3 protein-coding genes and 2 rRNA genes are annotated in these 12,890 nt (G+C 62.6%); all 5 read right to left on the reverse strand.

Features of this window, described 5'->3' with window-relative positions:
• Positions 1 to 172 precede the first annotated feature (172 nt).
• Positions 173 to 2,248: an exodeoxyribonuclease V subunit alpha gene (gene recD / locus FQ664_RS22065; protein ID WP_144174895.1), complete on the reverse strand. Its 2,076-nt coding sequence runs from the start codon at positions 2,246 to 2,248 to the stop codon at positions 173 to 175.
• Entirely contained in the window at positions 2,245 to 5,922 is a 3,678-nt protein-coding gene (recB, locus tag FQ664_RS22070; RefSeq protein ID WP_144174896.1) for an exodeoxyribonuclease V subunit beta, read from the reverse strand. Before recB ends, recD begins: the two co-directional genes overlap by 4 nt.
• Complete coding sequence (gene recC, locus FQ664_RS22075) at positions 5,919 to 9,401, reverse strand: exodeoxyribonuclease V subunit gamma (RefSeq protein WP_144174897.1); 3,483 nt, start codon at positions 9,399 to 9,401, stop codon at positions 5,919 to 5,921. Before recC ends, recB begins: the two co-directional genes overlap by 4 nt.
• A 279-nt stretch (positions 9,402 to 9,680) precedes the next feature.
• A 5S ribosomal RNA gene (rrf, locus tag FQ664_RS22080) occupies positions 9,681 to 9,796 on the reverse strand.
• A gap of 135 nt (positions 9,797 to 9,931) precedes the next feature.
• A 23S ribosomal RNA gene (locus tag FQ664_RS22085) occupies positions 9,932 to 12,823 on the reverse strand.
• Positions 12,824 to 12,890 lie beyond the last annotated feature (67 nt).

Below are 12,890 nucleotides of genomic sequence, written 5' to 3' on the forward strand. Positions count from 1 at the left end.
GGTCCGTGCATCCTGTGGGAGCGGCTTTAGCCGCGAAGAATCCAACGCGGTGCATGGCACCGCCTGCGCCGGTGTTCGCGGCTAAAGCCGCTCCCACAGAGGCCCTGCTAATTCAACGAGTTATGTGCAGTTCTATGAGAGCTGGCTTGCCGGCGATAGGGCCATTTCGGTCCTACACCTGCTCCAGCATCAACCCGGAAATACGCCGTACCTTGCGCGCGACCGCTTCTTCGAAAATACCCTGGCGAGGCTCGACCAGGCTGAAGCAGTGCTTGGCGCGGGTGATGCCGGTGTATACCAGCTCCTTGGTCAGCACCGGATTGAGCGCATCCGGCAACACCAGCGCGGTGTGGCTGAACTCCGAGCCTTGGGACTTGTGCACGGTCATGGCGAATACCGTTTCCACTTCGTTCAGCCGGCTGGGCAGGACGAAGCGCACACCGCCACTGCCGTCGTTACGCGGGAAGGCCACGCGCAACAAGGGTTCGCCACGCTCATCCGGCAGGCGCAGGGCGATGCCGATGTCACCGTTCATCAGGCCCAGGCCGTAGTCGTTGCGGGTCACCAGCACCGGGCGCCCTTCGTACCAGGGCTGCTGGCTGTCGATCAGCCCGGCATTGTGCAGCACCCGCGCCACCCGCTCGTTGAGGCCTTCGACACCCCAGACACCGCGGCGTACCGCGCACAGCAGCTGGAAGTCCTCGAAGCTGTGCAGCACCTTGCCCGCCCATTGCTCCCATGCGGGGTCGTCAACAGCGGTATCGAGTGCCGGGCGGAAGCGGCCAAGGGTGCGCAAGTAGCTGCGGTAACCCTGCGGGCCGTCGCTGCCGCGGTTGAGGCCGTCGAGCAGCAGCCGGTCGAAGGCGCGATCCTGGTCGTGCTTCAGGGCCAGGCTGTGCACATCGGGCGGCGGCGCCGCCAGCAGGTTGCGCGCCGCATGGGCGTCCTGGCGGTTGACCAGCCGGGCCAGTTGGCCAATACCGCTGCCTTCGCCGAAACGCCGCGAAAAACGCAGCATCACCACCTGCTGGGCCAGCGGGTTGCGCTGCTCATCGCCGGCCTTGAGGCCACTGCCCGCCAGCGACTCGCCACCGATCTGCTCCAGCCATGCCTCGGTCGCTGGCGAGTAACAGCCCTCCTCGGCATCCCGGCACAGGTCACCCAGTACCGCGCCGGCCTCGACCGAGGCCAGCTGGTCCTTGTCGCCCAGCAGCACCAGGCGTGCCCGCGGCGGCAGGGCATCGAGCAGATTGGCCATCATTTCCAGGTCGATCATCGACGCTTCGTCGACCACCAGCACATCCAACGGCAGCGGGTTGCCGGCATGGTGGCGGAAGTGTCGCGAACCGGGGCGGCTGCCGAGCAGGCGGTGCACGGTGCTGACCTCGGTGGGGATCTGCCCGCGCACCTCGGCGCTGACCTGCAGGCGCTCGACCTGCTGGCCGATGGATTCGGTCAGGCGCGCGGCCGCCTTGCCGGTTGGCGCGGCCAGGCGAATGCGCAACGGCCTGCCCTGCTCCACCGCCGGCGCCTGCAGCAAGGCCAGCAGACGCACCACGGTAGTCGTCTTACCCGTGCCGGGCCCCCCGGTGATGATGCTGAAGCCGGCGCGGGTGGCCAGGGCGCAGGCGAGCTTCTGCCAGTCCACCTGGCCAGCCGGCGCACCACCGTCGAACAGTTGCGTCAGACGGCCAGGCAGGTCGGCCGGAGGCGCTTCGGCCTGGGTCAGGCGCTGGCGCAGGGTATGGTCGATGCGCCGCTCGTAACTCCAGTAACGGCGCAGGTACAGGCGCTCGCCGCTGAGCACCAGCGGCCGCGCTTGCTGGCCCGGGGTATCACCGGCGGCCACCAGCGGGCTGGCAGCAATGCGTTGACGCCAGGCGTGCAGGTCAAGGTTGGCCAGCAACTGCGAGGGCAGCAACAAGGGGCCGATCAAGGCATCGCCTTCGGGCGGCAACGACAAGGCGAAATCGGGCTCGGCCAAGGTTTGCTGCAAGTCGAGGCAGACATGGCCGTGGCCCAGTTGGTGGCTGGCCAAGGCGGCGGCCAGCAACAGCAGGGGGTCGCTACCGGGGGCTCGCTCTTCCAGGAACGATACGAATGCACGGTCCAGAGCACGTAGCCAGCCCCGCTCCACCCAGCGGTCGAGCAGTTGCAGCAGGTCGCCGCTGTCATGCTGTGGCGCCAGTGCGAGCAGGTGCTCTGCGTGCAACGGGGTGGGCAACAGGTCGACGAGACTTCGGCTCATATCACGGCTCCGGCAAACAGGTCCTGCTGTGCAGGCGGGTGCTCGCCACGGAACAGCGCATCGAGGCTTTCGATCAGCTCACGTGGTGGCTTGGCGTGATAAACGCCGTGGCCGCTGCTGCTGGCTCCTCGCAGGAAGATGAACAGGGCGCCGCCAACATGGCGGTCGTAGTCGTAGTCAGGCAGGCGGGCGCGCAACTGGCGGTGCAGGGCCAGCAGGTACAGCACGTATTGCAGGTCGTAGCGATGTTCGAGAATGGCCTTTTCCATGGCCAGGGCATCGTAGGCCTGGATGTCCGGGCCCAGCCAGTTGGACTTGTAGTCGGTCACGTAGTAACGCCCGTCCAGCTCGAAGGCCAGGTCGATGAAACCTTTGAACATGCCGTTGAGCACGGTCGGCTGCGCCGCCGGGCGTGCCAGGCCGGGGTGGGTGTGGCGTGCCACCAGGCGGTCGAGTTGTTCGGCATCGACCTGGTGGCTGGCGAACCAGAACTCCATTTCGATCTGGTAATGGCGCAACTGCCCGAGTGTCACGCTGAGGTCGTTGCCCGGCAACGGCAGCGCTTCGCCCAGCAGGCGCTGCAGCCAGTGGGTCAGGGTGGGAATCCAGCCGCTCCAGTCACGACGGTTGCAGCGCTGGCCAACGGTTCGCTCGATCAGCCGTGCATTGCCGCTGACCTCGCTGAAGCCCTCGCGGCCAACCCATTCCAGCAAACCATGCAGGAAGGTGCCGGGGTTGGGCCCGCGCGGGAAGCGGTGGATATCGCCACTGTCGGCCGGGACCTCGCGCAGCACCTGGGTATCGACCACTTCATCATCCAGTAACTGCTGGGCCTGAGAGCTGTCGGCACCAAGGGTCTGGTCGCCGACGCGCAGGGCACTGTAGGAGGCGATCCACCAATGCTCGGCCCCCGCCGCACGGCGCGGCTTGCGGGCAGGCAGCAGCTCGCGTTCGGCGTGTGGCATGCGATACACCTGTTCATCTGCCTGCGGCAGGCCCGGGCAGCTGATGTGCGGGCAGGTCGCGGCCAAGGCCCGCAACCAGTCCGTCAATTGCTGCGAGCCCGCCAAGGCGAGGCCGCCACCCAGCAGGTAGCCGAACGCCGAGCGGTGCAGTTGCGAGCTCTTCTGGTTGCCACGCTTGAGGTCGGCGACACCCAGCCAGCAGGCATGCTGGGCGCGGGTCAGGGCCACGTAGAGCAAGCGCAGGTCTTCGGCCAGGCGCTCGTCGTCGGCACGATCGATCTGTTCCTGGTCCGGCGTGAGGGTGAGATGGGCGTTGCCCTGGCTATCATGCCAGGCCAGCGGCAGGCGGCTGCCGTCCACCGGTTTGCTGGTGCAGATGAACGGCAGGTAGACCAAGGGGTATTCCAGGCCCTTGGACTTGTGGATGGTCACCACTTTCACCAACTGCTCGTCACTCTCCAGGCGCAGGATCTGCTCTTCACCGGCCTGACCGGAACTGGCCAGGTGCTCGGCCAGGTGGCGGATCAGCGCCTGCTCGCCGTCCAGCTCGCCTGCAGCCTGTTGCAGCAGTTCGGCCAGGTGCAGCAGGTTGGTCAGCACCCGCTCGCCATCGCTGCGGCGGATCAGCGTGCGCGGCAGCTGGAAGTCATGCAGCAGGTGCCGCAGCATCGGCAGCACGCCCTGGCGCTGCCAGGTGTCGCGGTAACGGCGAAAACGCATGACCCAGTCTTCCCAGACCCGCTCGTCCTGGTTCAAGCGGTCCAGCGCTGCCAGCGGCAGATCGAGGGTGAGGCTGGCCAGGGCGGCCTTGAGCAGGCGCTCCGAGTCGGGTTCGGCGCAGGCCTTGAGCCAGGCCAGCAGGTCGTGGGCTTCCTGGGCGGCGAATACCGAGTCCTTGTCGGACAGGTACACACTCCGCACCTCGCGCGCGGCCAGCTCGGCGCGAACCATCTGTGCTTCATGGCCGTCGCGCACCAGGATAGCGATGTCCGATGGCAGGCACGGGCGCCACTCGCCCTCAGCATTGCGGAAGCCCGCCGTGCCCTCCTGGCCGCCATTGAGCAAGGCGACGATATGGCTGGCGCAACTGGCTGCCAGCTGCTGGCGGTAAACGCTGCCGGAGACCGGCTCTTCGCTTTGCAAATGCCAGCATTGCAGGGCTGCGCAGGCTTCACCGTCGATCAGCAGCTGCTCGCCACGGCCTTTGGCGCGGACCTCGATGAACGGCAGCGGGTTGTCATCGGCCTCGCGGAACAGGAATGCGCCGCGCCCTGCCTCACGCGCCTCGGCCTGCAGGAATACCTGGTTGACCGCTGCGACCATGGCCTTGCTGGAGCGGTAGTTGGTATCCAGGCTGTGCAAGCGACCATTGGTAGCACGGCGGGCGGCAAGGTAGGTGTAAATGTCGGCGCCACGGAAGGCATAGATCGCCTGCTTGGGGTCGCCGATCATGAACAGGCCGGTTTCAGCGCGGTTTTCGCTGATCTGGTAGATGCGCTCGAAGATGCCGTACTGCACCGGGTCGGTGTCCTGGAACTCGTCGATCAACGCCACCGGGAACTGTTCGCGAATCAGGCTGGCCAGGCGCTCGCCGGCCTCGCTGGCCAGGGCGTGCTGCAAGCGCAGGAGCATGTCGTCGAAGCCCATTTCCGCACGCCGGCGTTTCTCCACTTCAAAGCGTGCCGATACCCAGTTGGCGGCATGCTCGAGCAATGGGGCATCCGGGCTTTCGAGGGCCTGCAACTGTTGCTGCAAGCTTTGCATGGCGTTGAGGGCCGGGTGCTCGGGTGGCTCGCCTTTCCAGGCGTCGGCCATGCCCGCCGGGGTCAGGCGGATGAAGCCGTTACCCAGGTCAAGTTCAACAAGCTGTTCGTCAGCGGCCCAGGCGCAGAGCTTGTCGCACCAGGAGTCGAAGTATTGGGCTCGCATCTTGCGGCCGTCCACCTGTTTTGTGGCCACCCCGTCACGGCAGATCTGCCGCAGTTCCTCGGCCCATTGCACCCAAGGCGCCTTGAGCCGGGCCAACTGCTCGCCACGCTGCTGCAGCGACGCCTGGATCAGTGCCGCCGGCTCTGGCCCATCCAGCTGGGCGCGCACGCGACCGAACAGCGGGCGGATTCGCGGCAGCAAGGCGTCGGGGCTGCCCCAGTGGCCGCGCACCCAGGCCAGCGCGTCGCCTTGCATGCCGTAGCAGAAGCGCCGCCAGTAGTCGCGCATGACCTGACCCAGCAGCTCGCTGTGGTCGGTTTCCAGGGTCTGGGTGAACAGGCTGCCGCTGTCGAAGGCATGTTCGCGCAGCATGCGCTGGCACCAACCGTGAATGGTCGACACCGCAGCCTCGTCCATCCACTGCACGGCGATTTCCAGGCGGCCGGCACAGCGTGGCCAGGCTTCTTCCGGGTAGTCGTCACGCAGTTGGTGCAGCAGCGGGTCGACCGCCGCCAGCTCGCCACGGAAGAACCGCGCAGCTTCGGCCAGACGGGCGCGGATACGTTCGCGCAGTTCTTTGGTGGCGGCGTCGGTGAAGGTTACCACGAGGATTTGCGGTGGTAGCAGCTCGCGGTCAAAACCCTGCTCGCCACCGTGACCAAGGATCAGACGCAGGTACAGCGCCGAAATGGTGAAGGTCTTGCCCGTGCCGGCACTGGCCTCGATCAGCTGGCTGCCATGCAGGGGGAAACTCAGTGCCAGGGGACGGTCCTGGGTCATGCGCCTTTCTCCGGGTTGCCCAGGGTTTGCCAGGGGGCGTTGAACAATGGGCGGTACAAGGCTTCGCACCAGCCTTCGAAGGTTTCATCAGCGGTGAGCGCGGCAAAGTCGCGGAACTGACGGGCCAGCGCGATGCTCTCACTGCGCTCGCCGAAGCTGGTGCGCTCGTCGCCTTCGTAGGCGCGGGCTGCAGCAGCCAGGGCTTTGTCGCTATCGTCGTGGGCCAGCCAGGCGAACGCGGTCTTGGCCGCGACCGGCAACGGCGCATTCATTGCCGCCTGGCGGGCCACCAGCAGGTCGCCCAGCAGTTGCGCCGCCTGCGCTTGCGGCAGTGGCGCAAGCAGCAGAGTCAGGTCGCTGGCCACCAGCGCGCTGTTATAGGGGTAGCCCGCTGCGCAGGCCGCCAGGTGCGTGACCCAAGGCGCGATCAAGCGGTGCCACTTGAGGGCGTTACGCCCGGCGCTGATGGTGTTGGGCGCGGTGGTGATGCTGAGCAGGCTCTGGTCATCCGCCTGGAACACCCGGCCCAGCCAGCCTTCAAGGCGGTGCGGGCCGTGCTCGAAATGCACCGGCAATGCGCCCTCGACCAACTGTGGCCAGCGTTGCAATAACTGACGGTGGCGTTGCAGCAAGTCTGGCAGGGGCTCGATCAGCTCGCGCTGCAGCAGTTCGCCGAAACCGGCCAGTGGCAGCATGCCACAGGCCTGCAAGCGCCGAGCCTGGGCCTGCAGGGCCTGTTCGGCATTGTCCGGCTCGGCCAGCGCTGCACCGAGCAGGCTTTCACTGGCACCGTAGCGTTGCAGGGTATCGAGGACGAAGGGTTCTTCGTCCGGGGTCGGTGCTTCCAGTGCTTCGAAGTACACCTTCAGACGCTGGCTGAAGAAGTGCCGCACCGGGTGGCGCAGGAAGTCATTCAGCTGGGTCAGGCTCAAGGCCTCATCGTCATGGTAGGGCGGCAGGCCGGGGTCGCCCTGCTCGTCTTCCTGACCCTGCTGGTGCAGCACCTGCCATTCATGGGCAAAACTGAACAGCGGGCTGCCCTTCTGGAAGTAGCGTGGGCTGAACGGTTGCAGCGGGTGCTCCTGGGTCAGTGCGTGCAGCAGTTGCTCGCCCGGTTCTGCTGGCTGCCCCTGCTCCGCGCCTGCCAGTTGCCAGCCGGCCGCAAGGTGATCGCGCAACTGGCCGATCAGCACCGAGGCCGGGCGTTCGCTGTTATCGCGGATACTGCGCCCGACCCAGCTGACATACAGCTGGTCGCGTGCCGACAGTAGCGCTTCGAGCAGCAGGTAGCGGTCATCCTCACGGCGCGAGCGGTCACCGGGGCGGTAGTCGCTGGCCATCAGGTCGAAGTCCAGTGGCTGCTGGGCCCGGGGGTAATCGCCATCGTTCATGCCCAGCAGGCAGACCACCCGGAACGGGATGGCGCGCATCGGCATGAGGGTGCAGAAGTTCACCGAGCCGGCGAGGAAGCGCTGGGACAACTTGCCCTGGTCAAGGCCCGACAGCCAGGCTTCGCGTACGACGGTCAGCGGCAATGGGTCTTGCAGGCCGACGGCCTCGCACACTTCAAGCCAGCTATCGCGCAAATCCTGCAACTGCATCAGCAGGAACTCGTCACGCTCGCCCTCGGCCAGGAAAAACACCTGCAGCAAGGCATGCAGGCGCTCGCCCCACTGACTGACAGTGCCAAGCTCGGACAAGGCCTGGCTGGCCACGTCGAGGGCGTCGAGCAAGGCGACCAGCGGGCCGATCAGTGCCGCATCCAGGCCACCGATTTCATCATAGGGTTCGATGCCGTCACAGGCCTCACCCACGCCTACGGCATAACCCAGCAGCATCCGCCGCAGGCCGAACCGCCAGCTGTTCTGTTCAAGCCCTGCGGGCAAGCCCAGGCTGGCCCGCTGCTCGGCATTGAGGCCCCAGCGGATGCCAGCCCCCTCGATCCAGCGGTGCAGCGTGGGTAGGTCGTTTTCGCGAATGCCGAAACGGGCCCGGACTGCCGGTACGTCCAGCAAGTCGAGCACTTCGCTGACCGCGAAGCGGCTGTCCGGCAGCTTGAGCAGGTGTTCGAGGGCAATCAGCAAGGGTTCGCGGCCACGCTGGCCCTGGTCGGTCAGGGTGAACGGGATGTAGCGCGGGTCGTTGCGCTGCAACTGGCCGAATACGGCGCGGATATGCGGCGCGTAGGTGTCGATGGCCGGCAGCATGACGATCACGTCACGTGGGCGCAGGCTAGGGTCGGCGCTGAACCGGGCCAGCAGCTGGTCGTGGAGGATCTCCACTTCGCGTTGCGGGCTGTGAGCGATATGGAAGCGGATCGAGCGGTCCTTCGCGGGGTCGACGGGATGCCACCGCTCGCGGGTTTCGGCAAGCGGGCGCAGTTCGAGGATGTCGTCCTGCAACTGGTTGAGCAGCGTGGTGGGCGAGCCGTCACTGAAAAGGTCGATGCGGCCATCGCTGAACACGCCCTGGTAACTGCCGGGGTCGTCGTAGCTGTCGAGCAGGTTGATGTAGTCGCGGCCTTGTTTGCCCCAGGCGGCCAGCAAGGGATGAGCATGCTGGTGCAGCGACTGGTCGTCCAGCTGCAAGGGCATGCCCTGCTTGCGCTGCTGGCGCTTGTACTGGTGGCGCAGCAGGTCCTTGTCGGCAACGATATCGGCCCAGTGGTGGCGACAGGGGTTGTGCACGCACAGCAGCACCTGACTGAAACGTGCCAGGCCGGCCAGTGCCTCAAGGGCCTGGGCTGGCAGCGAGGAGATGCCGAATACGATCACCCGGGCCGGCAGACCGGCAGGTGCCTGCTCCAGGCTGTTGATCCGCTCGATGAAGCGCTGGTGTACCCCGGCGCGGCTCTGCGCCATGCTCTGCTCGCCAACATCCTCCAGCAATGCACGCCATAGCTCGGCCTGCCAGCGGTTGCCCGGGGGCAGCGCCTTGCGCTCGCCGCGGGCGGTTTTGAGGATGTGCTCGCCAGCAGCCCAATCCTTGAGCCAGTCCGAGCGGTAGACCTGATACTGGTCGAACAGGTCGGCCAGCCGCTCGGCGAGTTGGTAGCGCTTGCGCAGGTCGCTGTCGTCGGTGAGGAAGCGCCGCAGCGGCTCGAAATGCGGGCGTTCGATCAAGGCCGGGAGCAGGCGCATCAGGCGCCAGGTCAGCGGTGCCTTGTCGAGCAGGGAGACTTCGGGAATTTCGTCACGGCCCAGCACGCTGCGGTACAGCTGCCACATGAAGCTACCTGGCAGTTGCACGTCGATGGCGGCGGCGATGCCGCAGCCGCCCTGGTCGTCGTCCTGAGGGTCTTCGGCAAGGGCCAGCTTGAGCCATTGAGCGATGCCATTGCTTTGCACCAGGGCTATTTCGTTTTCCAGCGGCGCCAAGGGATAGCGACGCATCCAGCTCACCACCAGGCTGCGCAGGTCGTCGAGGCGGTTGCCGTGGACGATCATGAAGCCGGGGTGGAGGTGGGTGGTGTTGGGCATCGGGAGGTCTCTGGCAGGCGCTGGTGGCTGAGGGGGAACGATATCACGTGGATACCAGAAAGAGCCCGATGCCATCAGGCTGAAGCAGCCCTTGCCTTGTAACGCGATCTCTGTGGGAGTGGCTTTAGCCGCGAAGCAGGCGACGCGGTGCATGGCACCGGCTGCGCCGGTGTTCTCGGGTGAACCCGCTCCCACAGGGGGGCTGGTGAGGCGGGAAATTTTTCGCCACAAAGACAAAACCCCTACCTGCCTGCGCAGATAGGGGTTTTGCGAAATGAATCTTGACGATGACCTACTCTCACATGGGGAAACCCCACACTACCATCGGCGATGCATCGTTTCACTACTGAGTTCGGGATGGGATCAGGTGGTTCCAATGCTCTATGGTCGTCAAGAAATTCTGTTGCCAGAATGTCCAGATGGACAGCCCAGCGAATCCGGATATGCGATATTTGTGGTTTGCGAACTTTCGGTTCGTATCATCTTCACCACCACAATTTGGCTTCGTGCGCAAATTGCTTGGGTGTTATATGGTCAAGCCTCACGGGCAATTAGTATTGGTTAGCTCAACGCCTCACAGCGCTTACACACCCAACCTATCAACGTCGTAGTCTTCGACGGCCCTTCAGGGGATTCAAGATCCCAGTGAGATCTCATCTTGAGGCAAGTTTCCCGCTTAGATGCTTTCAGCGGTTATCTCTTCCGAACATAGCTACCCGGCAATGCCACTGGCGTGACAACCGGAACACCAGAGGTTCGTCCACTCCGGTCCTCTCGTACTAGGAGCAGCCCCTCTCAAATCTCAAACGTCCACGGCAGATAGGGACCGAACTGTCTCACGACGTTCTAAACCCAGCTCGCGTACCACTTTAAATGGCGAACAGCCATACCCTTGGGACCGGCTTCAGCCCCAGGATGTGATGAGCCGACATCGAGGTGCCAAACACCGCCGTCGATATGAACTCTTGGGCGGTATCAGCCTGTTATCCCCGGAGTACCTTTTATCCGTTGAGCGATGGCCCTTCCATACAGAACCACCGGATCACTAAGACCTACTTTCGTACCTGCTCGACGTGTTTGTCTCGCAGTCAAGCGCGCTTTTGCCTTTATACTCTACGACCGATTTCCGACCGGTCTGAGCGCACCTTCGTACTCCTCCGTTACTCTTTGGGAGGAGACCGCCCCAGTCAAACTACCCACCATACACTGTCCTCGATCCGGATAACGGACCTGAGTTAGAACCTCAAAGTTGCCAGGGTGGTATTTCAAGGATGGCTCCATGAGAACTGGCGTCCCCACTTCAAAGCCTCCCACCTATCCTACACAAGCAAATTCAAAGTCCAGTGCAAAGCTATAGTAAAGGTTCACGGGGTCTTTCCGTCTAGCCGCGGATACACTGCATCTTCACAGCGATTTCAATTTCACTGAGTCTCGGGTGGAGACAGCGCCGCCATCGTTACGCCATTCGTGCAGGTCGGAACTTACCCGACAAGGAATTTCGCTACCTTAGGACCGTTATAGTTACGGCCGCCGTTTACCGGGGCTTCGATCAAGAGCTTCGCTTGCGCTAACCCCATCAATTAACCTTCCGGCACCGGGCAGGCGTCACACCCTATACGTCCACTTTCGTGTTTGCAGAGTGCTGTGTTTTTAATAAACAGTCGCAGCGGCCTGGTATCTTCGACCGGCATGAGCTTACGGAGCAAGTCCTTCACCCTCGCCGGCGCACCTTCTCCCGAAGTTACGGTGCCATTTTGCCTAGTTCCTTCACCCGAGTTCTCTCAAGCGCCTTGGTATTCTCTACCTAACCACCTGTGTCGGTTTGGGGTACGGTTCCCAGTTATCTGAAGCTTAGGAGCTTTTCTTGGAAGCATGGTATCAACCACTTCGTCGCCTAGAGGCAACTCGTCATCAGCTCTCGGCCTTGAAATCCCGGATTTGCCTAAGATTTCAGCCTACCACCTTAAACCTGGACAACCAACGCCAGGCTGGCCTAACCTTCTCCGTCCCTCCATCGCAATAACTGGAAGTACAGGAATATTAACCTGTTTTCCATCGACTACGCTTTTCAGCCTCGCCTTAGGGACCGACTAACCCTGCGTCGATTAACGTTGCGCAGGAAACCTTGGTCTTTCGGCGTGCGAGTTTTTCACTCGCATTGTCGTTACTCATGTCAGCATTCGCACTTCTGATACCTCCAGCAAGCTTCTCAACTCACCTTCACAGGCTTACAGAACGCTCCTCTACCGCGTCATCAAAGATGACACCCGTAGCTTCGGTGCATGGTTTGAGCCCCGTTACATCTTCCGCGCAGGCCGACTCGACTAGTGAGCTATTACGCTTTCTTTAAAGGGTGGCTGCTTCTAAGCCAACCTCCTAGCTGTCTAAGCCTTCCCACATCGTTTCCCACTTAACCATGACTTTGGGACCTTAGCTGACGGTCTGGGTTGTTTCCCTTTTCACGACGGACGTTAGCACCCGCCGTGTGTCTCCCATGCTCGGCACTTCCAGGTATTCGGAGTTTGCATCGGTTTGGTAAGTCGGGATGACCCCCTAGCCGAAACAGTGCTCTACCCCCTGGAGTGATACATGAGGCGCTACCTAAATAGCTTTCGAGGAGAACCAGCTATCTCCGAGCTTGATTAGCCTTTCACTCCGATCCACAGGTCATCCGCTAACTTTTCAACGGTAGTCGGTTCGGTCCTCCAGTCAGTGTTACCTAACCTTCAACCTGCCCATGGATAGATCGCCCGGTTTCGGGTCTATACCCAGCGACTAAACGCCCTATTAAGACTCGCTTTCGCTACGCCTCCCCTATTCGGTTAAGCTCGCCACTGAATATAAGTCGCTGACCCATTATACAAAAGGTACGCAGTCACCTAACAAAGTAGGCTCCCACTGCTTGTACGCATACGGTTTCAGGTTCTATTTCACTCCCCTCTCCGGGGTTCTTTTCGCCTTTCCCTCACGGTACTGGTTCACTATCGGTCAGTCAGTAGTATTTAGCCTTGGAGGATGGTCCCCCCATATTCAGACAAAGTTTCTCGTGCTCCGTCCTACTCGATTTCATTGACAAGAGATTTTCGTGTACGGGGCTATCACCCACTATGGCCGCACTTTCCAGAGCGTTCCACTAATCTCAAATCAACTTAAGGGCTGGTCCCCGTTCGCTCGCCACTACTAAGGGAATCTCGGTTGATTTCTTTTCCTCAGGGTACTTAGATGTTTCAGTTCCCCTGGTTCGCCTCTTGCACCTATGTATTCAGTACAAGATACTCAGCTTGTGCTGAGTGGGTTCCCCCATTCAGAGATCTCTGGATCACAGTCTGTTTGCCGACTCCCCAAAGCTTATCGCAGGCTACCACGTCTTTCATCGCCTCTGACTGCCAAGGCATCCACCGTATGCGCTTCTTCACTTGACCATATAACCCCAAGCAATCTGGTTATACTGTGAAGACGACATTCGCCGAAAATTCGCATGTTGCGCTT

It is taken from the genome of Pseudomonas persica, from assembly GCF_900291015.1.
GTDB lineage: Bacteria > Pseudomonadota > Gammaproteobacteria > Pseudomonadales > Pseudomonadaceae > Aquipseudomonas.